This window comes from Rhizobium sp. WSM409 (genome assembly GCF_057653825.1).
Map to the genome: position 1 here is coordinate 1949409 of NZ_CM172794.1, position 24305 is coordinate 1973713.

A 24305-nucleotide genomic window follows, 5' to 3' on the forward strand; every position below is an offset into this window, starting at 1 on the left:
CTCTTTGGGCTTTGGCTGATCGTCGTTCAGAAAGGACATCCTATGTCTAGGGACAAAACCGTAAATGCTGCCTCAGTCGCGACAACTCCGTCTTCCCACACGCCTGAAGCCTTCGCTTTTACGCAAGCCGCGCGCGACGCCGTCGGCTTCATCGAGATCAATGAGATCCTGACGCTGAGGAGGATGGTTGTCCGCACCGCCTCTCCAAAAGGTACCGTGCTTTTCCTGCATGGATTTCCGGAAACACTGACGGTGTGGAAGGACATCGCGACAACGCTTGCTCTCGACTACGACGTCCATGCCTTCGATTGGCCGGGCTACGGGCAGTCGTCGCGCCCGGCTTCGGGACGGTTTTCCTATGCGCCGAGGGCGTACGCCCAGGTGTTGAAGGCCTATATCGAACGGGCAGGCATCGATCGGTCGAACCTCTTGATCTACGCGACTGACATCGGTGCCCTGCCCGTCCTGCTGCTTGCTCTCGACGAGCCGACGATCGCCAGGCAGATCATCGTCGGAGACTTCGCGCCGTTCGATCGGCCGCAATACATGTGGGAGAACCTGCAGAACCTCAAAGCCGAGCCGACCGCTTCGCCGACCCGTGCCTACATGAACACGACGAGCGACGAGATCCTCGAGAACGTGCACAGGCGCGGCCTCTCACCCGCTGAACAATTCGATCTGCCGATCGACATCCAGCAGGACATGACCCGTTCGTGGAGCCTTGACGGGATGACTTCAGCGGATGCCTTCGCTCATTACTACGCGAATTTCACCCGCGATCAGCACTATCTCGAGGCCAACCTCACCCGGCTGAAGACGCCCGTGAAGGTGATCTGGGGCGAGAAGGACATCTATATCAGCAGCGAGATGGGCATCGAGTTCGCTGGCAAGATCGGTGCACAACTCGACGTCCTGCCAGGCATCGGCCACTTTCCGCATCTTCAGACTTCGAAACAAACGGTTGAAGAAATCCGTACATCATTCAGATAATGTTCGATTATTTTTGCTGACTTTCCGCAGTCGTGGCAATGCCCAGTCGACGAAAGCCCGTACCTTCAACGCGAGAAGCCCCTGGCGCGCGTAGGCGATATGAATGGGTTTGGGTGGGCCGTCGAAATCGCTGAGGATGGGAACGAGCGTGCCGGACGCCAGCTCGTCAGGAACCTGATAGTCGAATAGCCGCGCAATCCCCGCCCCGCCGACGGCCGCCGCAACACAGTTCGCCGCGGTATTCACCTCCAGCCGGTTGCGGGGCACCGCCTCCATCGGCGTGCCGTCGACATCAAACGTCCAGAAGAATGTTCGCTTGTTGAAGATGATCCCGTCTCGATCGATGAGATCGCCGGGACGCTCGGGTGTGCCATGCCGCTGGAGATAGGCGGGGCTCGCGCAGGTCAGTAGGCGGAATTCACCAATCTTGACGGCATGGAGGGCGCTGTCGGCGAGCTCGCCGAGACGGATCGCGATATCCACCTGCTCGGACACGAGATCGACCGTGCGGTCGAGCGACAGAAGGTTCAGCGATACCTCGGGATATTTGTCCATAAAGCTCAGCGCAACGGGCAGGACGTAGCGGCTGCCGTATTCGATCGGCATCGTGATCGTCAGCACGCCTCTGGGCGTTTGGTATTCCCCGGACGCCCTTCGCTCGGCCTCCTCAAGATCCGCCATGATCTTTCGTGCGGCGTCGACATAGTCACGCCCGGCGTCGGTGAGCTGAAGATTGCGGCTGGTGCGGACGATGAGGTTCGCCCCAAGATGTCGTTCAAGTTCCGCCACCTTACGGCTGACGCTGGGCAATGGCGCGTTGAGCTTCCTGCTGCCGGCCGAGATGCTTCCGGCGTCGACGACCGCCAGCAATATGCGCATTGCTTCGAGACGATCCATCGGACACCGCCAGTAAGATACCACTTCTGTTTTATTGTTCGAGCGCCGCGGCTGCCACACCGGTCTCAGACAAATTTCCGCTTCAGCACAGCTTCAGGCTCGGCACTAGTCAAGCAGCTTCCGTATGGCCATGATCCCTTTTGCAGCATCCGACCAGGATTGACGCCAGATCAAAATGCCGACGCTGAGGATGGTGGCAACAGCGAAGGGAATTGGCCCGAGAAACCAGAAGGCCGCTGCAAAGGTGAAGTAGTAAGATCGGACACCGACGCTGAACGATCGAAGTGCAGGGTTCAAAACCAGGGTCAGGGCGTTCGTCCAACCGGCGATGTCCCTGTCTTCATCCCGGGATGGGCTGGCCCCAATCGCCGCCAGACAGTAGTTGATCTGCCGGACCGCCCAGATGAAATCGGATAATCCCCGCAGCAGCGTCGCCATGATCAGGAGGACTTTGCACTGGAAAAACCACGCTGGGTCCCGAGCCGCAAACATTGCGATCAGCCCGCCACCCGACCCATAGTTCGGCTCCATGAACAGCGCGCCGCTGAGCCCGACGATGACGATGAGATTGGCGGAGCCGAAGAAGGATGCCGAATTGATCGTGTGCCCGAGGATCGCGGCGTCGCCAATGAAGTTGTTGTCACGCGTCAGAACCTCGCGCATCCAGGCTGTGCGAATGCGCACCATATCGACGGAAAGGCTATCGTTCCTTCTCGGCCATCCCGCTGCCATCAAAGGCTCGACCGCCACCCAGACGAGAAGGAAGAAAACGATCGCTGCGACGTTCAGAAAATCCATGGTGCCCCCGAACTGAATCTGGATTTTCTGAACAGTACTTCGGGCTCACGGCAGCTCCAAGCGTCTATCGCCGCCCTCCCCTTCGGATCGACAGGCCTATGTTCGGACGTTCCATGGTCCGTCGCAGACCGCCGCGAGGTAACGGGACATAGTCGCAGCCCGAAGCCGGATGTGCTCGATCGCCTGCTGCGGCGTCACGGCCAGGAAGCCGACATGGTCGCGGGGGCGTAGCTGGACGAAGGCGTCCAGATCCGAATCCACCACCGTGGCGATCTTGGGATACCCTCCGGTCGTCTGGTGGTCGGCCAGCAGAATGGTGGGAACACCGTCTCCGGCCACCTGCACCGAGCCCCGCACGATCGCTTCCGACGGCATGTCCAGCGCAACGCTTGGCGCAAGCGACGGACCTTGTAGGCGTACGCCCATGCGGTCGTAGGCGTCACTCAGGCGGAAAGGCGACGAAAGGAAATTCGACAGGGTTTCTTTCGAGAAGAACCGATCCTGTGGACCGATCACCACACGCAGCTCGGATCGCGGTCTTGCGATGACTGGACATGTGATCGGACCATGTCGATCATCCCGCACTTCCGGATCGGCGACGGTGACCATCTGACCGGCCGTAAGGCGCCCGCCGCCGAGACCGGAGAGACTGTGCGTCGACATGCTGCCTAGCCAGGTCTTCGCCTCGATATGACCGACGAAGGCCAGATATGTCCAGCTTCCCCAGTGTCCCGGACGGATTGCCAGCCGCTCCCCGGCCCTCAGCGTGGCGACCATCCATGCGCCGCGCTTGTCGCCGGCATGCTCTACGATGAAGCCTCCTCCGGCGACGGCAAACGTAACGTCTCCCGACAGGCAGTCGAGAACCAGGCCGCCCATGGAGACTTCGATTGCGGGCTGACCGGCAGGATTGCCGACGGCGACGTTAGCGGCGGCAAACGAGATCCTATCCATCGGACCAGAGGCCGGAACGCCGTAACGCATCAATCCGTGGCGTCCTCCGTCCTGGACCGCGACGTGAGGACCCGCGAAGTTGATTGCAAGGACGGCTTGGCTCATGCAAGGCACCTCGCGTCGAATTCGGTCCTCGATATGCGGCGGAAACGCACCGTGTCGCCGACGTCGAAAAGGAACGGACGGTCGTTGGACGCGGCATCGAGGATCTTCGTCGGCGAGCGGCCGATGATCCACCAGCCGGTCGGCATGGTGAGCGTGCTGACCAGGCACTGCGGACCGGCGATTAGCACGCTTCCGGCGGCGATGCCGCGAATAGGCGCCGGCTTCCTCGGCTGCTGAATGGCTTTGGGCACGCCTGCAAGGTAAGCGTATCCCGGAGCGAAGCCGTACATGAAGACGCTGTAGTCGCCGGAGAGATGGGCGGATATAACGTCTTCCGGCGATAATCCGCTTGCCTCGGCGATGGAGGCAAGATCGGGCGCAAGATCAGGATCGTAGCAAACTTCGACTTCGCGCATCGCTCCAATCGTCTCTGGAACCTCGGCCCCCAGAAGCTCGGCAATGGCCACCTCCGTCGTCCGGTGATCGGCCATAAGCGGATCGAAGCATACGAGAATGCTGGCATAGGCCGGGACAGCTTCGACGAATCCTTCAAAGGGTGCCGCCTTCAAGGCGGCATCCAACTTGACGACCTGATCGTGGATCCGCTTATCGATGGTCGCGCCAAATTCGACGAGCAACGCGTGCCCGCCCACCGGGCGGTAGTTCGGAACGCTGCCGGACGATGCGGAGGGGTCCTGTGACACGTCAGTCGGCGCCTTCGATCAGAATGAAGTCCGCATCTGCGGCCGGCGCGCAGGTCCCATAGGCGTCCGGATCGGTAACGGTAACCTGGGCGACGAGGTTGCCTTTGGCCATCACCTGTTTTCCTGTGTCGGTTGGAGGAATGGTGCCACCTCGATGCCTGCCTTCTGCAATTCCCGGCGTACGTGGACAGCCATGGCAAGTGCTCCTGGGCTGTCCCCATGAACGCAAATCGAGTGCGCATTAAGAGGGATCGGAACGCCGTCGACCGTCGGCATGAGGCCGCTGGACAGGTATCCGATCAATCTCGCTGCCGCCTTTGCGGGATCATCGATCATCGCTCCCGGCAAGTTGCGCGGAACGAGCCGACCCGTGGATAGGTAGCCGCGGTCGGCAAAAATCTCGCTAAAGACGGTCATCCCGGCATCGCGGGCCGCATGCTGCAGCTCTGTCCCGGAGATCGCCAGTATGGCAAGTTCCGGCGAGACCGCTCGGGTTGCGCGGATGATGGCGTCGGCGACCGGCCGTTCGTCGGCCGCCCAATTGGCGAGTGCGCCGTGCGGTTTGATGTAACGGACGCGGGCGCCCGCCAGGGCTGCAGCTCCCATCAGCGCCCCTGTCTGCGTTGCGACAAGCTGCTCCACTTCCCGGATGCTCAAGGGGATCAGCCGTCGTCCGAAACCCTCGCGATCTGCAAAGCCCGGATGGGCTCCGGCGACGACACCCCGCTCGCTTGCGAGGGCAAGCGTCTCCACCATGGTCGCTGGATCCCCGGCATGCCCGCCACATGCGATGTTCGCACTGGTGACGACGTCAAGGATCGCCTTGTCATCGCCCATGCGCCAAGGTCCAAACGCCTCCCCCAGATCAGAATTGAGATCGATTTTCGTCATGATTTCCGTCAACCCTTCGCGCTGGTCTTGTCAGCTTCGTCGCATGCTGGAACGTCGAAGCCGAGGTGGAGCACACCTTCGCCGTGCGCGTCAAGAAAACGACGCTGCTGGCCGCGCGCCACGAGCATGTTTGGCGGTCTCGGCTCCAAATGTCCTTGCAGTTGCGTCGGATGGAAACGCGGCTAAGATCGGGAATGAATGGTCGACCGCCCTGTCATTGATCGAGCGCGTCGGTTTCTCTCAAGAACCGGGGGACCTAGCCACCCGGCGGCATTGGCGTGCAGACCGGGGATACGAAATGAGTCTTGTCAACAGAGCTTTGGGAACGTCCGAATTTTCCTTTACCGACGAGCCGGGCATTTTCACCTGGGAGCTGGCGACCGACAAGGTTTATGCGGATTCGGCGCTGGCAAACCTCTTTGGGCTTGATCCCGAAGAGACTCTCACGGGGCTGCCGGTCATAAGATACCTCGACCGGATTCATCCGGACGACAAGCCATCTGTCGCCAAGGCGATTTCACAATCGGTGATCACCGGAAATCCGTATCGCTGTGATTATCGGGTATTTGATCGAAGCGGGCAAATAGTCGCCGTGGCGGCCTTGGGCCGCTGCTTCAGGGATGAAGCCGGAAACCCGTCGCAATATGCGGGCATCGTATTTCCGACGAATGATCACGGGGAGAAAGACGAATTGTCCGCTCACTGCAATGCGGCACTGAAAATTGCGCGGTCATCCGGTCTGCAGACGACGGCCGATGCGCTTGAAGCGATTCTCAAAGAGCTTGCCAAGCCGATGCCTTCAGACGTCGCGCAGGTTCATTGATTCCTTCCAAAGCGTTGATTGTGCATCAGACTTTCGATGATGGCGATATTGCTGCTATCGGCAATGCGCCGCGCGCACTGCAGTTAGTGGCAAAGGACAGTGGGCATTTCGAGGCGGGTCAACAGCGATCGTGTGACCCCTCCCAAGATGAATTCGCGCAGCCTCGAATGACCGAACGCGCCGGCGACGAGCAAGTCTGCCTTGCGTTCCAGGGCTGCGCCTTGAATGACGCTGGCCGGTGAGTCTCCCTTCGCTTGCACGGCTGCGACATCGACGGCAAGACCAGCCTTCCGAAGCGCAGCCGCAAGGTGATCTCGGCTGCGCTCGTCAATCTGCTTATCATCGGTGATGGAAATCAGGACGATACGCGAAACATGTTCCAGCAAGAATCTGGAACCCGCCAGTGTTCGCGCGACAGTGGCTCCTCCATCCCAGGCGACGGCGACAGCATCGATCCGGCCGCTGAAATTATCTGGGGGGAAAAGCAGGAGCGGTCGACCGCTTTCAAACAGCACGCTCTCGATCAACGGCCTCATCAGTTCAGATGCTTCCAAAATGGAAAGATCATATGCGCGCGAGAGCTCGGCAAGAGTTTGTGCGACAAACGGCTGCCTCACATCGAATGGCTGGATTTCGAGCTCGACCTCGGCTTTTTTCGCATAATCACGGAGCGTCTGCCCGAGAACCGTACCATTGTCTCTACTCAAGCGCTCCGCCTCCACGCGCATTTTGTCTATGTCAAGGAGTGATGGAAATCGCGGCTGAACGGGTTCGATCCTGATCTGCGGTATACTTGCCGTTAAACCGGCCTGTTGGTGAAGGGAAACATCGACAGCATTCTGAAGGAGCGAGAAGGAGCTTGCGTCTGGATAGGTGGCCAGCGGTAAATGGAATTGCGCTTTCATGGCTGAAGTCCTCCTAATGGTTGGAGGTATCATAGCGTAAAGGTGTCTCCCGCGCCTTGATGAAGATCAAGGTCGTTCCACCGCGAAAGCGCGAGCGTGATATTGAACGTCCTCATGAGGAAGGAAGCGGAATTCATAGGGCGAAGCGGCAAAGATCTATGCTAAGCGATGAAGTGCGATCAGCGATTGAATATCAGCACTTCGCGGAGCAGACCCGTCCGGACGCCGCCGGGCAGCAGCTTGCGGATGAACAGCAATGGCATATACGGCGCAGCTGCCTTCGATGAAACGGCCGGCGCGCCTGGACCCATCGGATGATGACATCATTGGTGACGACAGAAGCATTCCAGCGCCTCAGTCTGGCGCTTGCCATCGGCATTCTTGTCGGTATTGAGCGCGGCTGGCAGGATCGTGAGGCTGCTCCGGGCAAAAGAGTAGCCGGTATCCGCACCTATGGCCTGTCAAGTTTCCTCGGCGGCTTCTGCGGTTTTCTGCAGCCTCTGACAGGGCCGATTCTGCCGACAGCCATCTTTATATTCTTTTGCATCACCGTTCTCCTCTTCAGCCTCATGCAGGCGGCACAAGAAGAGGATTACAGCGCCACCGGCACCATTGCGGCCCTGGCGGTTTTTGCGTTGGGCTTTGGCGCGGTCGTGGCGGATATGACGGTAACGGCCGCAAGCGCTGTGGCCATAACGGCCCTTCTTGCAGCGCGGGAGCCGTTGCATGGATTTCTTCGCCGTTTGACCTGGCTTGAACTCAGGGCCGCTCTGATCCTTTTGACGATGACCATCGTCATCCTCCCTATCCTTCCCAATAGGCCGATTGATACTTGGCAGACAATCAATCCTTTCGAGCTTTGGATGATGACAATCCTGGTGGGAGCCGTTTCCTTTGCCGGTTATATCCTCATCAGGCTGAGCGGCGCCCGCGCCGGAATACTGCTGACGGGGGCCAGCGGCGGCATCGTTTCCTCGACGGCCTTGACGCTTTCCTTCGCCCGTCAGTCGAAGCAGATGCCTGGCCTCTCGCCACTCCTCTCAGCGGGAGCAATGCTGGCGGGAGCCGTTTCTCTCGCCCGCGTGCTTTTGATTTGCGGCGTCATAGCACCGGCAGTTTTCAGGGAGCTTGCTCCATCACTCGCTCCGGCTGCTGCCACCCTCGCCATAGCAGGCGGCTTTGCCGCATTGCTGCAACGCCCGGATGACAACACCGATTTTTCACCCCGAAACCCGCTCGAGGTGATGGTCGTGCTGCGCTTCGCACTCCTTCTCGCCGTCGTGACAGTCCTGACGCGAATGACCTTGATCGGCTTTGGAACTCAGTCGCTGATCGCCCTTGCATTTATCACAGGACTGGGCGATCTCGATGCGATAACGCTTGCTGTTGCGAAACTGTCATCCGTCCAGGTGCCTGCAGACGCGGCCGCTCGAGCCATAGCGGTCGCCGCTTTCGCCAATCTTCTTGCGAAAGCCGTTCTTGCAGCAAGTACGGGGAGCATCGCTTATACGGTTCGTTTTGCGATCGCAGGCGGTGTCGCGACCTTGGCCGGAATTGCCGGCTTGGTTTTGGCATGAGCGCATCGGTGTCTGGAACGATATTCGTCCGCATCAAGCAGTCACCATCAACTATCGTCACCGCGGTCTCGCCTCGGAGAAATGACCGGCAAATCCCGCAAGCATGGCCCCGAGTGAAAGACGCCGAACCAGCCTGGCTGCAATGAAGGTTGCGCCGATCGCCGCGGTAAGTTTCAGCCAAGGATATTCGCCGAGCTGGACATGGGCACTTGCATCGACCGATGTGGCTTTGGCTTTGAGCGCCGCTTCGGCATCCTCGCGCAGCGCGCCGATGCGGGCATTCAGCAGCCTGACCTCATGTTGCAGGGCGTTCAGGCTCTCGTCGGCCTTTTCACGCGCAGTTTGCTCAGCGGCGTCGGCGAAGGGTGGATCGCCTTCCGCGATCAGTTCGTCGGGGTCAGGCGCAAGGCCGTGGCGGTTGATGGATGATTGCATCGACGTATCCTCGAATAGGTGAGCGAGAGATGAGGCCCGGCGTTGCGGCCGGGCCTCATGATTTCAATGGTCGCGCCGGAAACCCTGGCTCTGGTGAGATCCACCTTGCGATTGGGTTTGGGACTGGTCTTGAGATTGGCGATTGGTTTCGTCCGATGACGTGGTGCCAGGCTCGGGGAAGGTATAGGCACGCACCTTGGCGCTTCCATGCGCGGTGTCCCGCATTGCCACCGGGCGCGCATCGTCAAATGCGCGCTCGGACACGGCGAGGTTTTCCGAGGCTTTGCCGCCCTGCGCCGATCCGACAAACACGGTATTGGATGCTCCTTGCTGTCTGCCCTCCAACGACCAGAGATCAGCGCGTTCATCCATGTCGATGCTCCCCCCGTCGTCCAGAATATCGTGGACGGTCTCGTAGAGCGCGTCATCAATATCATTGACCTGGACGAGGAAGCCGCCTCGTCGCAGGCCTTCTGCAAAGACCGCGCGATCCTCGTCGGGGAAGAAGAAGTCCGCCAGCGCGTCGAAGAAGCCGCTGCGGTCTTCGCTCGTTGCGCCGGCATTTTTTCCATCCGCCTCATATCCGGGCATCAGCCTTATTCTCGCAACCGGCACGCCTGCGTCCTCGAGACGGGAGACGGCGGATTCGGCCTCCGATCGGTTATCGAAAAATGCGGCAAGGCTGCTGCCGCCTGTCGGGCCTGAAAAGGCCGGGTTGGTATCGTTGTAAATGGTGCCCATGGGACTCTCCTCTCGATGTGCAGATCCAGCCGCCAATACGAAATTCGGCCGGGCGTCTGGCTTCCTGACTTGAAGAACCGGTGGCTGAGTTGAATGTTCCAAGGGAATGGCGATGCTCCGCCGTATCGCCCGCTGTTTCATTGCCGCCTGCCCATTTCGGCGCGCAGAGTCGCAAATTGCGCCGCTCGCGAAATCCCTCAGCGGTTGACGGAAAACCTTCGAGACGCTAGCACGGCTTTAATGCATTGGGGATAATTCACATGGACATCTTTACCGCGGCCGGTCTGACGGCTTTGCTGCAGGTCATCGCTATCGACCTCGTTCTCGCCGGCGACAATGCCGTGGTTATCGGTCTTGCCGCTGCCGGCCTCGAGGCCACGCAACGCCGCAAGGCGATCATCGTCGGCATTGTGGCCGCGACAGTTCTGCGTATTCTCTTTGCCAGCGTCGCGGTCTATCTGCTGGCGATCGTCGGGCTGCTGCTGGCCGGCGGCCTGCTGCTGCTCTGGGTCTGCTGGAAGATGTGGCGCGAGCTTCGCGCCGGCCATGGCGAGAACCACGAGGCGGCAGGCGCGGAAGGCGCGCCGAAAAAGACCTTCTTCCAGGCGGCAACCCAGATCGTCATCGCCGACGTCTCGATGTCGCTCGACAACGTGCTCGCCGTTGCCGGTGCAGCGCGCGAGCATCCGAGCGTACTGGTCATCGGTCTTGCCCTGTCGATCGCGCTGATGGGTATCGCCGCAAACCTGATCGCCCGCCTGCTCACCAACCATCGTTGGATCGCCTATGTCGGTCTGCTGATCATCCTCTATGTCTCGCTCGACATGATCCACCGCGGCAGCGTCGAAGTGCTGCCTTACGTGCAAGCGAGCGGGTTCAAGCTTTAAGCCTGACCTCGGTCTCGAAACTCATTTGGTCATACGCCGGCACCACATGGTCCGGCGTCTCGGCCATCACCACGTCGTAGTCGAGCGGCGTGTGCATATGGGTGAGGATCGCCTGTTTCGGCTTCAGCCGGCCGATCCAGTCGAGCGACTGTTCCAGCGACAGATGGCTCGGATGGTAGGTATATTGCAGCGCGTCGATGATCAGCACGTCGAGGTTCTGAAGCTTCTCGACGGTCTGCGGCGGGAAATCGCTGATATCGCTGCAATAAGCCACATCGCCGATCCGGAAGCCGAGCGAGTGGATGTCGCCATGCTGCTGGATATGGGGATGGAAAGCGATAGTGCCTCCGGGACCGTGAATTTCCAAGGGCGCGTCGAGGTTTTCGATGACGATCGGCAGCACGATCGGCGGGTAATTGCTGCCCGGCGGCGTTGCCAGGCAGTAGCCGAAGGCTTCCCGCAGCCTGTCCATGGTAAATTGGTCGGCAAAGATCGGCACCCGGCGGCGGGTATTGTGAAAATAGCCGCGCAGATCGTCGATGCCATGAATATGATCGGCATGCGGATGGCTGTAGAGCACGGCATCGACATGGTCGGCCCCTGACCTGATCATCTGCTCGCGAAAATCCGGCCCGGTGTCGATGACGACGGTGGTGACACCGCCATCGGGTGCGAATTGCTGCACCATGAAGGCGGCGCGCGTGCGCCGGTTCTTCGGATTGTCGGGATTGCAGGCGCCCCAGTCGCCGGTGATGCGGGGCACGCCCGGTGACGACGAACAGCCGAGAATGGTGAAACGCCGCCGGTAGAGCACGCCGCTAGATCCTCGGCATCTTCGAGAACAGGCGGAAAGCGTTCTCCGTCGTGATCCGCGCGACCTCTTCGGTGGAAAGGCCGATCGTATCGGCGAGCACCTCGGCCGTGTTGACGACATAGGACGGCTCGTTGCGCTTGCCGCGCCAGCGCTTCGGCGCCAGATAGGGCGCGTCCGTTTCCACAAGCAGCCGCTCATGCGGGATCGTCCTGGCGATCTCGCGCAGCTCTTCCGACTTCGGGAAGGTCAGGATGCCCGAGAAGGAGATATAGCCGCCGAGCGCGACGCCGGTCTTGGCCAGCTCCGGTCCTGCGGAAAAGCAGTGGAGAATGAAGGGGAAGGCCCCCTTCCCGCTTTCCTCGGTCAATATGGCAGCCATGTCCTCGTCGGCGCTGCGGCTGTGGATGACGAGCGGCAGCTGGGTCTCGCGCGCCGCCACAATATGCCGGCGAAAGCCGGTCTGCTGATCCTCGGGCTTCTGCGTGTCGTAGAAATAGTCGAGGCCGGCCTCGCCGATCGCCACCACCTTCTTATGGGCATTGGCGAGACGCACCAGGTCTTCCGTCTCAATATCCAGCTCTTCGTCGGCATTGTTCGGATGCGTGCCGACCGAGCAGAACACCGAAGGATATTTCTCTGTGATGGCAAGCAGCGTCTCGAGCTTACGCACCCGCGTCGAGATCGTCACCATCTGCGCAACACCGGCCTGATGGGCGCGCGCGACAATCTCGTCCCGCTCCGCCTCGAAGTCGGCGAAATCAAGATGGCAGTGCGTGTCGATTAGCACGGCCTCAAGCCTCCGGAGCCACGTAGCGCGGGAAGACCGGCGTCGGCGCTTCGAGGGTCGTTCCGGCAGTGAGACGGCCGGCTTCGCCGAGGGCAGCAAAATCGCGCTTGTCTGCAGGTGCCGCGACCAGATCGAGCAGCTTGCCTGATGAATCCGGCATGAAGGGTCGCAGCAGGATGGCAATCTGGCGCACGACTTCGGCGGTCACATAGAGCACCGTGCCCATACGCTCCGGATCGGTCTTCTTCAGCGCCCACGGCGCCTGGCCGGCGAAATAACGGTCGGTCTCGGAGACGACCGAAATGATCGAGGCGAGAGCCCGGTGGATCTGCTGCTTACCCATTTCCTCGCGGGTCGATGCATGCAGCGCGTCGACCTCAGCCAGCATGGCCTTGTCCTCATCGCTGAGCGCCCCGCATTCAGGGATCTTGCCATCGCAGTTCTTGACGATCATCGACAGCGAGCGGCTGGCGAGATTGCCGATACCGTTGGCGAGATCGGAATTGATGCGCGTGCCGATCGCCTCTTCGCTGTAGCTGCCGTCCTGGCCGAAGGAGACTTCGCGCAGGAAGAAATAGCGCACCTGGTCGAGGCCGAAATGGTTCACCAGATTGACCGGATCGACGACGTTGCCGAGCGACTTCGACATCTTCTCGCCCTTGTTGAGCAGGAAGCCGTGGGCAAAGACCCGCTTCGGCAGCGGCAGCTTCGCCGACATCAGGAAGGCCGGCCAGTAGACGGCGTGGAAGCGGATGATGTCCTTGCCGATGATGTGCACATCGGCCGGCCAGTATTTCGCCCGCGGGCCGTTCTTGTCCTCGATATAGCCGGTCGCGGTGATGTAGTTGGTCAGTGCGTCGACCCAGACATACATCACGTGGGCGGGATCGTCCGGCACCTTGATGCCCCAGTCGAAGGTCGTGCGCGAGACCGAGAGGTCCTTGAGGCCCGACTTGACGAAGGAGATCACCTCGTTGCGACGCTCGGCCGGACCGATGAAATCAGGGTTTGCCTCGTAATGCGCAAGCAGCTTCTCCTGGTATTCGGAGAGCTTGAAGAAATAGCTTGCCTCTTCCACCCATTCGACGGGCGTGCCCTGCGGCCCGTAACGCACGCCGTCGGCGCGCAGCTCGGTCTCGTTTTCCTGGTAGTAGGCCTCGTCGCGCACCGAATACCAGCCGGCATAGCTGTCCTTGTAGATGTCGCCATTGTCGGCCATCAGCTTCCAGATGTTGCGCGACGTCTCGTGATGGCGCTCCTGCGTGGTGCGGATGAAATCATCGTTGGAAGCGTTGAGCAGCGTCGCCATCGCCTGGAATTCGCCGGAGTTGCGGTCGGCGAGCGCCTGCGCGGTGATGCCCTCGGCGCGCGCCGTCTGCTGCATCTTCTGGCCGTGTTCGTCGGTGCCCGTCAGGAAGAACACATCCTTGCCATCCAGGCGCTGGTAGCGCGCCATCGCATCGGTCGCGATCAGCTCATAGGCATGGCCGATATGCGGCTTGCCGTTAGGGTAGGAAATCGCGGTGGTGATGTAGAAGGGTGTCTTGTCTGTCATGGCGGCCAATGTCCGGCTAACTCTATAAAAATGGTCAGCCGCTCTTAGCGCATGTCACCGTCAAGCGAAACCTCAAGTTTCGCCGCCGCCAATGATTTCCGGACGATGGGGGCGTGAACTTGACTCAGCTTCTCGCCCAATCTACCCGTCTTGGGAAAGAGGGCGGGACAAGAACGAAGTGCCAGTTTTCATCTATCGGAATGGTCGTGCCCGCGCGCCGTCAGGGGCGCTTGCTTGACATTCGAGCCGCTCTATTCGCTTTCCGGCCTGTTCGTCGGCGCCCTCGTCGGTATTACCGGCGTTGGCGGCGGTTCGCTGATGACGCCGCTGCTGGTGCTGCTCTTCGGCGTCCATCCCGCCACCGCCGTCGGCACCGATCTTCTCTATGCGGCAATCACCAAGACGGCCGGCACGGCCGTTCACGGCATGCATGGGCGGGTCAACTGGAGGATCGTCGGCAGCCTCGCAGCCGGCAGCCTGCCGGCCGCTCTGCTGATGCTCTGGCTGCTAGCCGGCGTCGATCGCAAAAGCATCGGCGTGACCAATACGATCACCACGGCACTCGGCTGGCTTCTCGTCATGACCGCGATCATGCTGGTCTTCCGAGGCCCGATCCTCGAATTGGCGCGCCGCGCCGTCGGCGATCGCACACCGCCAAAGCCGACAACCATCCTCGCCCTCACCGTCATTCTCGGATTCGTTCTCGGCGTCCTCGTCACCTTGACCTCGGTCGGCGCTGGCGCGCTGGGGGTGACGATCCTGCTGGTCCTTTATCCCAGGCTCGATGTGCGCGAAATCGTCGGTTCCGACATCGTCCATGCAGTACCGCTGACCTTGATCGGCGGCACCGGTTATTGGCTGATCGGCGAGATCGACTGGCCGATGCTGCTTGCCCTGTTGATCGGCTCTATCCCCGGCATCATCATCGGAAGCCTTCTGGCGCCGAAACTGCACGAACGCACCATCCGCATCGTCCTTGCCGCCACGCTTGCCGTCGTTGCATTGAAGCTGCTGACCGGCTGATCAAAGCGCGATGCCGAAAAATGTCAGCGGTGACGCGCTTTAAAGGCCCGGCTGCTTGATATCGGCGAGAATGCTGATGATCGTCTGCTTGCGGTCGAGGTTGTAGCCATCGGAAATGGTCAGCCGCTCGGTGATTTCGGAATAGAGCCGGGCCAGCCGCTCCGCCGTCGCGATCCGTCCCTCGCCGGCCGCTACGCGCGCGCGGTTCATGATGTCGTCGCCGACATGGCTGACGAAGAAATCGAAGATCGTGTCGCTTTCCCGGCCTGAAAGTGCATCGGCCAGCCGATGCATTGCCTTGCGGGCTGTCGGTCCCTCGGCGGCAAACATCTCGTCATAGGCAGCGATGATCTCGCCGCCGCCGTAGTTCAGGAGTTTCAGCGCCTCGCCGACGCTGCCCTTGGCGGCCGAAAGCACCGCCCCGCCCTCGCCTGATATGCCGAGATGGGTAAGGGCCGCGACGAGTTCATCGTCGGCAAGCGGCGCCAGCTTCAGCGGCAGGCAGCGCGAGCGGATCGTCGGCAGCAGCCGTCCCGGCGCATGCGACAGCACCAGGAACAGCGCCCTCTTCGGTGGTTCTTCCAGGATCTTCAGGATGGCGTTGGCCGCATTGCGGTTCATGTCGTCGGCCGGATCGATGATGACGATCCGCCAGTTGCCGGTGCCTGAGGTCTGCGAGAAGAATTTGCCGGCGCGGCGCACCTCGTCGACAGTGATCGCCGATTTCACCTTGCCGGTCTTTTCGTCCACCGGCCGGGCAAGGTGCAGCAGATTGTGCGAGGCGCCCGAGGCAATCTGCCGGCTGACCGGAGAGGCAGGATCGGGATCGCCGATCGTCTCCGGCGCTGTCTGGGGATCAGGATGCGAGAGCACGTGATTGGCAAAGCGGAAGGCGAGCGTCGCCTTGCCGATGCCCTCCGGCCCCTCGATCAGGATGGCGTGGTGGCCCTTGCCGGACCGGTAGGACTGCGCAAGGAAGGCTTCTGCCTCCGCATGGCCGAACATCCTGGTATTTTCTCCCGGCCAGATGGCGCCGTCGAGCAGTCCGGGCCTTTCCTCACTCATAATGGGCTTCACTCATGATGGGCGGCTTCCGGCATTCGCAAACGGCCTGACGGCGACAGCAGCTGTTGGACGATCGCCAGGATCTCGGCGGCGATCGCCTCCTCGCTCTGCATGGCGTTGACCACGTGGCAGCGCTCCGGTTCGCGGGCGGCGATATCGAGAAAGGCCTCGCGCCGTTTTTCGTGCGTTTCCAGCCGCTCCTTCTCGAAGCGATCGGGAGCATCGGCCGCGGCGCGCTTCTGCGCCCTCTCCAGCCCGACTTTGGCGGGGATGTCGAGGATCACGGTGCAATCCGGCATGACGCCGTTGATGGCGATGCGCTGCAGCGTCTCGATGAAATCAGGCTCGAGATTGCCGGTGATGCCCTGGTAGACGCGGGAGGAATCCATGAAGCGGTCGCAGAGCACGACCTTGCCCGATGCGAGGGCCGGCCGGATCACCTCTTCGACATGGTCGTTGCGCGCCGCGGCAAAGAGGATCGCTTCCATCCGCGTGCCGAAGGCTTCGGCAGCTCCCGACAGCAGCACGTGGCGCACGGCCTCCGCGCCCGGCGATCCGCCTGGTTCGCGCGTCATCAGCACGTCGTGACCTTCGCCCTTCAGCGCCTCGGCGAGGCGGCGGATCTGCGTGGATTTCCCCGCGCCTTCCCCGCCTTCAAACGTAACGAACAATCCCGTACCGGATGACAATGACAACTTCCCGCATTCCAGGCGCCGCAAGCGCCTCGTTCCTTCTATCTATCCGAAGATATCACGGAGGAAAACCTTTCGCCGCGGCGACATATTCACCTTTCCCGGCTAATTGCGTTGGATACAGCTCGTCAGACGGGCGCGGGCTTGTCCCAGAGCCAGGAGAAGAACAGCGATTCGCCGAGTTCCAGCATGGCATCGACCGCCCGGCTGCTGAGCGATCCCTCGCCGACTGCCTGCACGGTATAAAGCGGCACTTCCCTGAGCAGCCGGCTGCCTGCGAAAATCCTCAGCGTTCCTGCCTGGGTATCCGGCTTGACCGGCGCCGTCAGCGGCCAGCGATAGATGATGCGCGCCGACAGCCGGTCGGGATTGCTGATCGGGATATAGACGCTGACCGGCGCCTTGGCGACGAGGTCGACGGTACGCGCCGTGCCGCCATAGACGCTGGCAGCACCAATCACTTCCTTCTCGCCGAAGATCTGCCGGTTCTCGAAGGCCGTCAGCCCCCATTCGAGTACGCGTTTGGCTTCCTCCGTCCGCTCCTTGTCGGAGGCGATGCCGGCAAGCGCCACAAAAAGCCGCCGGCCGTCACGCTCAACCGAAGCGACGATCGAATAGCCCTCGCCCTCGGTAAAGCCCGTCGCCAGCCCATCGGCGCCGAGATCGAGCCCGAGCAGCGGATTGCGGTTGCGCTGGAAGATCTTGTTCCACTCGAAATCCGGCTGCGCGAAATAGGGATAGAGGTTCGGATAGGTCTGCTGGAGGGCGGCGGCGAGCGTCACCATCTCGCGTGCCGTCACCTTGCTCTTGCCGTCGGGAAGGCCGGTGGAATTTCCGAACTCGGCCTTCTCCATGCCGAGCTCGCGGGCGCGCCGCGTCATCGACACGGCAAATTGCTGCTCGCTTCCGGCCATGCCTTCGGCGAGGATGATGCAGCTGTCGTTGGCGCCCTGGATGGCGACGCCCTTGATCAGGTCCTCGACGCGCACGCGCGATTTGAGGCTGGCAAACATTGTTGCCGTCCGCGACGGCGCGCCGCCCGTCCGCCAGGCATATTCGGAAACGGGATATTCGGTGTCGAGCGTGATCTGGCCCTTGGTCAGCGCCTCGAAGGCGAGATCCATCGTCATCAGTTTGGCGAGCGAGGCCGGCGAAAAGCCCTGATCCTCGTTTTTGGCGAGAAGCACCGTGCCGGTGGCGGCCTCGATCATATAGGCCTGCGCCGCCTTGGTGGCGAAACCGGCGGCACCGCCATCGGCTGCAAAGGCGCCGGTGGCGAACGGCATCAGGCATGCAAGCAGGCGAAGCGCGGGCTTCAGCATCGCAATTTCCATTTATGGAGCGGCGTATGTCGGGAGGTTAGAGCGAGGGGGTATTCGATGCAATGCCATGCTCAGCGGGCGGCGGACTTTGCGTGCTGGCGCTTGGCCGAGGCAAGGATGGACTCTTGCGTCAGCCCGTCATTGCGCACCATCACCGCGTCGAAGGCGAGATCGACGGTCACCGTCTTCACCTCTTCGTTCTGGTAGCCGAGGGCCAGCGAATTCTGGGGCCGCTCATAGGGCATCGGACCGATTTCCGGCAGCACGACCATCTGGTCCATGGCCTGCGCGCCATTGTTGAAGGACGGCGCTGATGGCGCCACCAGAACATGGGCCGCCGGTGCCGCGGCGGCTGCCGCATTGTTGCGGGCGCTCGGCGTCGAGCCGGCATAAGAAGTCGCCGACCTAGGCACCGGCACGTTGGCCGGCGTCTCGTAGTCTTCCGAACTCTGCAGCTGGTCGCGGGTGATCTTGCGGCTGTTGGAGGCGACCATGACGCCGGTTGCGATCTGGCCTTCCGGATTGACGCCGGGAAGGCGGCTGCCCTTCGGCGCGTAGGAGGCCATCAGATAGGGCATGTCGTGGCCGTCCATGCGGGCGCGGCCGACATATTGCACGCGCACTTTGCCGGTGCCGCTGTGCTGCAGATCCAGCATGTCGGCCGTCTTGTTCGAAAGGTCGATGATACGGCCTGCATGATAGGGGCCGCGATCGTTGACGCGCACGATGACGGAGGAGCCACTTTCGAGATTGGTGACGCGCGCATAGCTCGGCAGTGGGAAGGTCGGATGTGCAGCTGAAAGATGCATTTGGTCGTAGACTTCGCCGTTGGCCGTCAGGCGCCCATGAAAGGCCGAACCATACCAGGAGGCGACGCCGACCTTGTTATAGGCGAAATCTTCCTTCGGATAATACCACTTGCCCTTCACCTCGTAGGGGTTGCCGACGATGTAGCGGCCGCCGCCCTTCGGGATATTGTTGCCGGTAGCGACCCGCGGGCTCGCCTTCACGCCGTATTCGGATTCGGAGAAGTATTCTTTGCCGTGGGATTTTTTCTTCGGCACCGCCTGTGTCGTGCCGCACGCCGCAACCGTCGCACACATCGCCGAGATCGCCAGCCACCGTGCTGTCGTTGCGAAAGACGCCGCCCCGTAATCCAGTTTCATATGCCCCACGCCGCTCAAAGATCGTTATGGTTAAGGAACCTTGCCCCATCTTGGGCCAACAACGCCTTATTCCCACCCGCCTAACGAGGCTTTAATCTTGCTAACTTCGTGGCAAATTTACGAACGATTTCGCAGCGATAGCGACAATTCTAATGATTATGGTTTATAAATCACTAACAAAAGCCCCGCCGCCCTGCCCTTTCGCCGCCGCAATGAAGCCCGAAATCATCGTGCCGATGCGGAGCATATGGTGAACATCCGGGCGGTTCCGGACGGCCCAAATGCTCCATACTGAAACGCGCTCTGCGCGTATTTGATGCGCCGCAGCGGCGACGCTTCGTTCTGCATGGGAACGAATTGCCCGCCACGGGCTTTGAAGGTTTAGACCTTTGGAGGATCACCATGAACGATGAAACCCTGACGCAGCTCGACACGATCAGCCATCAGTTGCATGCCCGATCTCGCCAGCTTTCCCAGCCGGATAAAGATAACGACATCGCAATCCTGATGTCGGCCCTCGCCGTGACGATGGAGGCGGTTCGATCTCTCGGCGGGGATATGAACCAGCTCAACGGTCCAAAGGGCCTTGGATCTGACGGAAGCTAAGTCTGTTATGTCCGCAGCAAATCACACAAAGCCTGTGCCGGGAACGATACGCGCGACGCGCTCATCTTCGACGTGGATGGGAAGCCGTGGTCGCCGCCTATGCTGCCGGTGGACGATAGCGAATCGACTTCGCCTTTTCCAAGGCTTCGATCGTATCGTCGACGCTGAGGAGGACAGTGGTCTCCATGGAACTGAGCGCGCCTCCTGCGCCGATCGCCAGCGCGACAGCCGCCATCGATACGTTATCAGGCGCCTCCCACAGATTCCAACCATCATGCTCGCCGAACGCGTACCAGAAGCCATGGAGCTTTCCGCCCACGGATTCAATGTAACTACGTGCCGCCTCTCGGCGATCCTCGGGGTTTTCGATCATCCGTGCCCAGGTCTCGGGCGTGTAGCTGAAGCGCGTGAGATACATGGCCATGGTTTGTTTCCTCCGCCAGAACAGCACAGTTAACGCTCAAGTCGGGGAGAACGCGAGTCATTTCCAATATATGGAACGGGCTCCCAACGGTCTCGGTCGGCAGTCTCCAGAAGAGCAGCGAGTTCCGCCGTCAGAAGGTCGCGCGGCGTTCATCGAAAAGTAGACTTTAGCAGTTATTCGAACCCCGCTTCTCATCTCACATCGGGTTCCGGCAATGGATCTTGCGACAGTCCTTCTTCTACACAAGTCTTCCTTCATCGTCGGAGCGATCTGCTTCTTCTATGTGAGATGGCGTTCCGGAGCGACGCCGGGGCTCGGCGTACTTGCCGTGGGTTTTACTTTGCTCGCGATCGCCTCAACGCTGGCAGGGTGGGACGAGAGCCTTCACATGTCCGATAATGCCAGGACGTTCTGGAGTTTTTCACTGGGCGCCAATGGTTACGGGCTGATGGCGGTTGGTCTTTTCGGCCTCAGTCGGCGTCAGAATTCTCTACGAGACTGGTGGCCGTTGCTCCTGCCCGTCGTCCTGATGCTGAGTGCGGCGATCACGCCATGGTATTTGAACAATGGATCGAGAGCATCCGTGTTCAATGGCAACGCCACCATCCTGCTTGCCTTGTCAGGTTTCGTGATCGCCCGCGACTTCTTCCACGAGCGTCTTACCGCGCGGCTCGGCCTCTCCGCTTCAATTTGGGTGGCGACGTCTCTCTCGGCTTTGGTCGTCGTTGGTTTCATCTTTCCAGACGATGCGCCTCTTCCCCCGCGCTACGCTTTCTTTCTGCTGATCATCTGTCATTTCGCAGTGGCTCTGTTCGTGCTCGTCCTCGTGCAGGAAAGAGCCGAAGAAAAGCTTATCAGGCTTGCAAATACCGATATGCTGACCGGCATTCCCAACCGGCAGCATTTCTTCAATTCCCTTCCGAAAAGCCTCGGCTCCGGAGACGCCTTCATCCTCATCGATATCGACTTTTTCAAACGTGTTAACGATATGCATGGACACGACAAAGGCGATGTCGTTCTCATAAATGTTGCTCGGACGATTGCTCTGAGTGTCCCCCCTTCCTGTGTGTTCGGCCGGCTGGGCGGCGAGGAGTTCAGCCTCTTTTTTCGCGGCCAAACGGCAGCCTCTGCTTTTGCGCTCGCTGAGCGGATACGCGAGGCTGTCAACGCCGTGAGCCTTGTCTTGGAAGGAAATCAGGTCACCCCTTCCGTCAGTGCAGGTGTGGCTCTTTGGGAAGCGGGCCTGACCGAACAAGACATTCAGAAGCGTGCAGATCAGGCGCTCTACATTGCCAAAAACAAGGGTCGCAACAGGGTTGAGTTGTTCAGCAGCGTCGGGTTGACCTCCAGCGTCCTTGCGCCCGACCCGCTACCGGCTCGCGCGGGCTGAAGAACAGCGGAAGCGCGGCTCTCTCGAGCTAGTTGCACGTCATGGCGAAGATGCTGGCAAATGCTGCAGAGCACGTTGACGCTGCTAACAAAGCTGCTAAAAAGCCAGCCATCGAGTGATTGGGTCGCAAATCGGTAGCAATGGCCGGTTCGTAGACATCGACAGCATGTTGATGTCTCAACCTTTTCAATCAGATGGAAGAGTGTCCGAGTGGTTTAAGGAACCGGTCTTGAAAACCGGCGTGCGGGAAACCGTACCGTGGGTTCGAATCCCACCTCTTCCGCCATATTGTATTGATTTTGTTGTATAATTTCTACTTTCCGCCTGAGAATTGCACGCTTGTCATAACCCCGCTTCTGGTATGAAAACCGCCGGCAGGTGAGGCCGGCGGCGCATTTGTTGAGCACCAAGGTTGGTTTCCGTGGCACTGCCGGCTAAAAATCGAAATACACGGTCACGCCTGACCGACGACGATCGGGGTAACGGTCGCGATAGCCGTAATAGTCGCGACTGCCGTAATACCGCGGACGATAGCACGAGCCGTAATACCGACAGTCGCGGTAAGCGTACCGGTGTTTCTTCCGGTGGCCATACGCATGTCCATTACCGTGGCTCCGGTGTTTGACCTGCTCGACGTCGGGGGTATGCATATGTACTGCGTTCGGCACAACGATCGGCGCGGCGTTCAGCGGCAGGGCGAAAGATGCAGACAAGATCATGGCTGCAAGTGAGGAAAAAAGCATCTTCATCGGCGCATCCTTTCAGGCTGCGATTCTGGGTTAATAAGCATTAACCTCCGATGAACAGCTGCGAGCATCCCAGAAAACACCGGCCGGCGCGCCGCTGGTGTGGTCGCGGGTGGTGATCGCGCCGGCCTATGGTGTTGGTCCCGCCGCCGCTGCGGCTCGGCAGCGCCGCGCTCTTCGTTGCTACGCTTGCACGCCAAAGCGATGTTGTCTCGATTGTTGCGGCCGCCATTAGAGCGGCGCCGCAGGTGCTCAAGGGTTTCGGCATTCCGCGGCTGCTTATGAGGCGGTTGGTCACTCAAAACCATAGGCCGGAGGCAGTAGCCGCAGCGGCCGCCCTGTTTCTCGCGTATCTTGATGCGGTTCTGAATGTGGCGGGTCATGATCAGCCGGTGATGGGTTCGATGGCCGGGCCAACGACTGCTCGCCGCTGCCTGCCGTGAGCTGAGCTAAGAATTTTGATGTCGTAGAGTTCACGAGCCTTCCGCCATCCGTCGTTTTCCGAAAATTGCGGTTTTGTACCTCAGGAAGGTTGGCCTTCCCTAAGGGCAACAGATGAGTTTCACCCCCCTCCTTTGCGTCGACGATGAGATGATGTACAGGCAGCAACAGGACGCGACCGCCATTAACTTAAGAATGGGGTCGGGCGGCAGATTGACGTCACGTCGCTGCCACGAGATCACGTGGCCGTCCTCTGGTCGGCGTGCGCGCAGCTTGACCCTGCACGAGCAGCAGTCGCCTATCTCGACTGAGATGATATTATTGGGGCTGCAACGGCAAGGGAAATGACTTTGTCAGCAGCACCCTAGGTCTTCAGGTTTCCAATTTGGTATACCCGGCGTCTTAAGCGGCCCAACAAGCGCGAGGCTCCTTTTATGATCGTTCAAGCTTGCATCAACGGCGCACGTCCGAGCGATTTCCATCCCCTCCTTCCCCTGACGATCGATGCCATGGTGCGTGATGCCACGGCTTCGGTTGCTGCCGGCGCTGCGGAGCTCCACGTTCATCCGCGCGGAGCCGATGGCAAGGAGAGCCTTGCCGCCGTCGACGAGACGGTTGGTGCAATCCGCTGGGCCTGCCCGGGAACGCTGATCGGCGTGTCCACGGGCGCCTGGATCGAAGGTGATCGGGAGAAAACGCGGGAAGCCATCCGCCGATGGGATGTCCTGCCGGATTATGCCTCGGTGAACCTCTCGGAAGACGATGGCCCCGGCGTCATGCAGCTGCTGCGGCAGAAGGGTGTCGGCATTGAAGTCGGGCTGGCATCGGTCGCCGATGCGGAGCGCTACATCGGCCTCGATGATCATGACCGGGTCTTTCGCGTGCTCATCGAGCTCGATGACGAACAGGATTTGCAGCGCGCATGCGATATCGCGGGCGGCATTATCAAGGTGCTCAGGGATAGCGGGGTCAATCGGCCCATTCTTCTGCACGGTTTCGACGACACCGTCTGGCCCTTCGTCAGGTTGGCGCGCGAGCGGCGCTACTCCACCCGTATCGGCCTGGAAGATGGCAAGCACCTTCCGGATGGGACGATTGCGAACGACAATGTCGTGCTGGTCACTGCGGCCGTTGCGATCTTCCGTGGCCAATCGAACTGATGCCTAGATGTCGGCGGCCAGGCGGCAGTTCGGAATCTCTTCGGCGCCATCAGCCGGCATCGTCAAGGCGCAGAATGTTTCGAAATATTGGCTCGGCGATGCGGCCAAGTGCGCGAAGATATGGAGTGCGCGGAACGCACGGTACATTCTCATTCCATGATACCAATGCGGCCTCGTGAAGCGGGATGCCCTGGTCGAAATCTTGACCGTCGCTCATATCGGCAGATAAGCGGGACGCGGCCGACCTCAGTCGATGATTGCCGGACAGCCATCACGAAAAGTACGCGTATATCAGGACGCCAATAGAACCCCAGAAGATAAGCGGTGTCAGTATCATCCCCGCAACGAACATTTTAGTCACAGCAACACTCCGAAACCTCCACGCATGCCGCAAGGACCTATCGCGT

Annotated in this window: 26 protein-coding genes, 1 tRNA gene and 1 pseudogene; 10 read left to right on the forward strand and 18 right to left on the reverse strand. The window is 60.5% G+C overall.

Annotated features, from left to right (window positions below):
- Positions 1–42 precede the first annotated feature (42 nt).
- On the forward strand, positions 43–990 hold the full coding sequence (locus AC25BC_RS09830; RefSeq protein ID WP_012757482.1) for an alpha/beta fold hydrolase: 948 nt from the start codon (positions 43–45) through the stop codon (positions 988–990).
- Here the strand turns inward: AC25BC_RS09830 and AC25BC_RS09835 are convergent.
- The 5 genes from AC25BC_RS09835 to AC25BC_RS09855 form a co-directional block, all read right to left on the reverse strand.
- Complete coding sequence (locus AC25BC_RS09835) at positions 979–1887, reverse strand: LysR family transcriptional regulator (RefSeq protein WP_012757483.1); 909 nt, start codon at positions 1885–1887, stop codon at positions 979–981. The genes AC25BC_RS09830 and AC25BC_RS09835 overlap by 12 nt on opposite strands.
- A 105-nt stretch (positions 1888–1992) precedes the next feature.
- A complete protein-coding gene (locus tag AC25BC_RS09840; RefSeq protein ID WP_012757484.1) occupies positions 1993–2685 on the reverse strand; it encodes a DUF599 domain-containing protein in 693 nt (230 codons plus the stop codon).
- A gap of 96 nt (positions 2686–2781) precedes the next feature.
- Positions 2782–3753, reverse strand: a complete 972-nt coding sequence (locus AC25BC_RS09845; RefSeq protein WP_041935528.1) for a 5-oxoprolinase subunit C family protein — start codon at positions 3751–3753, stop codon at positions 2782–2784.
- Complete coding sequence (locus tag AC25BC_RS09850; protein ID WP_012757486.1) at positions 3741–4448, reverse strand: 5-oxoprolinase subunit B family protein; 708 nt, start codon at positions 4446–4448, stop codon at positions 3741–3743. The genes AC25BC_RS09845 and AC25BC_RS09850 overlap by 13 nt, the downstream gene beginning before the upstream one ends.
- Before the next feature lie 111 nt (positions 4449–4559).
- Positions 4560–5339, reverse strand: a complete 780-nt coding sequence (locus AC25BC_RS09855) for a LamB/YcsF family protein (protein ID WP_012757488.1) — start codon at positions 5337–5339, stop codon at positions 4560–4562.
- 298 nt (positions 5340–5637) lie between these two features.
- Between AC25BC_RS09855 and AC25BC_RS09860 the strand changes: the two genes are divergently transcribed.
- A complete protein-coding gene (locus AC25BC_RS09860; RefSeq protein ID WP_012757490.1) occupies positions 5638–6162 on the forward strand; it encodes a PAS domain-containing protein in 525 nt (174 codons plus the stop codon).
- A gap of 83 nt (positions 6163–6245) precedes the next feature.
- On the opposite strand, the gene AC25BC_RS09865 is transcribed toward AC25BC_RS09860, so the two are convergent.
- Positions 6246–7067: a universal stress protein gene (locus AC25BC_RS09865; protein ID WP_012757491.1), complete on the reverse strand. Its 822-nt coding sequence runs from the start codon at positions 7065–7067 to the stop codon at positions 6246–6248.
- A 314-nt stretch (positions 7068–7381) separates the two neighbouring features.
- Between AC25BC_RS09865 and AC25BC_RS09870 the strand changes: the two genes are divergently transcribed.
- Positions 7382–8644 carry an MgtC/SapB family protein gene (locus tag AC25BC_RS09870; RefSeq protein ID WP_012757492.1) on the forward strand — a complete coding sequence of 421 codons (1263 nt, stop codon included), beginning with the start codon at positions 7382–7384 and terminating at the stop codon, positions 8642–8644.
- Positions 8645–8701: 57 nt separating this feature from the next.
- Here the strand turns inward: AC25BC_RS09870 and AC25BC_RS09875 are convergent, their stop codons facing one another.
- Positions 8702–9079: a hypothetical protein gene (locus tag AC25BC_RS09875; RefSeq protein ID WP_012757493.1), complete on the reverse strand. Its 378-nt coding sequence runs from the start codon at positions 9077–9079 to the stop codon at positions 8702–8704.
- Between the two features lie 63 nt (positions 9080–9142).
- Positions 9143–9820 (reverse strand): hypothetical protein, encoded by a 678-nt coding sequence (locus AC25BC_RS09880; RefSeq protein WP_128439325.1) that lies wholly within the window; start codon positions 9818–9820, stop codon positions 9143–9145.
- A gap of 260 nt (positions 9821–10080) precedes the next feature.
- Here AC25BC_RS09880 and AC25BC_RS09885 point away from each other — a divergent pair, with 260 nt between their 5' ends.
- Entirely contained in the window at positions 10081–10707 is a 627-nt protein-coding gene (locus tag AC25BC_RS09885; RefSeq protein WP_012757495.1) for a TerC family protein, read from the forward strand.
- Here the strand turns inward: AC25BC_RS09885 and AC25BC_RS09890 are convergent.
- The 3 genes from AC25BC_RS09890 to metG are packed head-to-tail and all read right to left on the reverse strand — an operon-like array spanning position 10697 to position 13863.
- Positions 10697–11521 (reverse strand): MBL fold metallo-hydrolase, encoded by an 825-nt coding sequence (locus AC25BC_RS09890; RefSeq protein ID WP_012757496.1) that lies wholly within the window; start codon positions 11519–11521, stop codon positions 10697–10699. The genes AC25BC_RS09885 and AC25BC_RS09890 overlap by 11 nt on opposite strands.
- A 4-nt stretch (positions 11522–11525) precedes the next feature.
- Entirely contained in the window at positions 11526–12308 is a 783-nt protein-coding gene (locus tag AC25BC_RS09895) for a TatD family hydrolase (RefSeq protein ID WP_012757497.1), read from the reverse strand.
- A gap of 4 nt (positions 12309–12312) precedes the next feature.
- A complete protein-coding gene (gene metG, locus AC25BC_RS09900) occupies positions 12313–13863 on the reverse strand; it encodes a methionine--tRNA ligase (protein WP_012757498.1) in 1551 nt (516 codons plus the stop codon).
- Between the two features lie 234 nt (positions 13864–14097).
- Here metG and AC25BC_RS09905 point away from each other — a divergent pair, with 234 nt between their 5' ends.
- The gene (locus AC25BC_RS09905) at positions 14098–14886 is read left to right on the forward strand and encodes a sulfite exporter TauE/SafE family protein (RefSeq protein ID WP_012757499.1); all 789 of its coding nucleotides are present in this window, start codon (positions 14098–14100) and stop codon (positions 14884–14886) included.
- 39 nt (positions 14887–14925) lie between these two features.
- Here the strand turns inward: AC25BC_RS09905 and AC25BC_RS09910 are convergent, their stop codons facing one another.
- The 4 genes from AC25BC_RS09910 to AC25BC_RS09925 all read right to left on the reverse strand — a co-directional run bounded on the left by AC25BC_RS09910 (position 14926) and on the right by AC25BC_RS09925 (position 19131).
- Positions 14926–15951 carry a DNA polymerase III subunit delta' gene (locus tag AC25BC_RS09910; protein ID WP_012757500.1) on the reverse strand — a complete coding sequence of 342 codons (1026 nt, stop codon included), beginning with the start codon at positions 15949–15951 and terminating at the stop codon, positions 14926–14928.
- Positions 15952–15959: 8 nt separating this feature from the next.
- Positions 15960–16640 carry a dTMP kinase gene (gene tmk, locus AC25BC_RS09915; protein ID WP_017994106.1) on the reverse strand — a complete coding sequence of 227 codons (681 nt, stop codon included), beginning with the start codon at positions 16638–16640 and terminating at the stop codon, positions 15960–15962.
- Between the two features lie 131 nt (positions 16641–16771).
- On the reverse strand, positions 16772–17965 hold the full coding sequence (locus tag AC25BC_RS09920) for a D-alanyl-D-alanine carboxypeptidase family protein (RefSeq protein WP_012757502.1): 1194 nt from the start codon (positions 17963–17965) through the stop codon (positions 16772–16774).
- 71 nt (positions 17966–18036) lie between these two features.
- Positions 18037–19131, reverse strand: coding sequence for a septal ring lytic transglycosylase RlpA family protein (locus AC25BC_RS09925; protein WP_012757503.1), 1095 nt, complete (start codon positions 19129–19131; stop codon positions 18037–18039).
- 402 nt (positions 19132–19533) lie between these two features.
- Here AC25BC_RS09925 and AC25BC_RS09930 point away from each other — a divergent pair, with 402 nt between their 5' ends.
- Positions 19534–19737 (forward strand): hypothetical protein, encoded by a 204-nt coding sequence (locus AC25BC_RS09930; RefSeq protein ID WP_012757504.1) that lies wholly within the window; start codon positions 19534–19536, stop codon positions 19735–19737.
- 97 nt (positions 19738–19834) lie between these two features.
- Here AC25BC_RS09930 and AC25BC_RS09935 read toward each other — a convergent pair whose 3' ends face one another.
- Entirely contained in the window at positions 19835–20161 is a 327-nt protein-coding gene (locus AC25BC_RS09935) for a GYD domain-containing protein (protein WP_012757505.1), read from the reverse strand.
- Positions 20162–20375: 214 nt separating this feature from the next.
- Here AC25BC_RS09935 and AC25BC_RS09940 point away from each other — a divergent pair, with 214 nt between their 5' ends.
- Positions 20376–21551, forward strand: a complete 1176-nt coding sequence (locus AC25BC_RS09940) for a GGDEF domain-containing protein (RefSeq protein WP_012757506.1) — start codon at positions 20376–20378, stop codon at positions 21549–21551.
- Between the two features lie 196 nt (positions 21552–21747).
- Positions 21748–21837: transfer RNA gene (locus tag AC25BC_RS09945), tRNA-Ser, on the forward strand.
- A gap of 148 nt (positions 21838–21985) precedes the next feature.
- Here AC25BC_RS09945 and AC25BC_RS09950 read toward each other — a convergent pair.
- Positions 21986–22300, reverse strand: a complete 315-nt coding sequence (locus tag AC25BC_RS09950; protein WP_012757507.1) for a hypothetical protein — start codon at positions 22298–22300, stop codon at positions 21986–21988.
- Positions 22297–22566: pseudogene (locus tag AC25BC_RS09955) on the reverse strand (hypothetical protein); the annotation flags it as partial. The gene AC25BC_RS09950 and the pseudogene AC25BC_RS09955, both read right to left, overlap by 4 nt.
- Here AC25BC_RS09955 and AC25BC_RS09960 point away from each other — a divergent pair.
- Both AC25BC_RS09960 and AC25BC_RS09965 read left to right on the forward strand, forming a co-directional pair.
- Positions 22450–22740 carry a hypothetical protein gene (locus AC25BC_RS09960; RefSeq protein ID WP_244432256.1) on the forward strand — a complete coding sequence of 97 codons (291 nt, stop codon included), beginning with the start codon at positions 22450–22452 and terminating at the stop codon, positions 22738–22740. The pseudogene AC25BC_RS09955 and the gene AC25BC_RS09960 sit on opposite strands and share 117 nt — an antisense overlap.
- Before the next feature lie 432 nt (positions 22741–23172).
- On the forward strand, positions 23173–23898 hold the full coding sequence (locus tag AC25BC_RS09965) for a 3-keto-5-aminohexanoate cleavage protein (protein WP_012757509.1): 726 nt from the start codon (positions 23173–23175) through the stop codon (positions 23896–23898).
- Positions 23899–24305 lie beyond the last annotated feature (407 nt).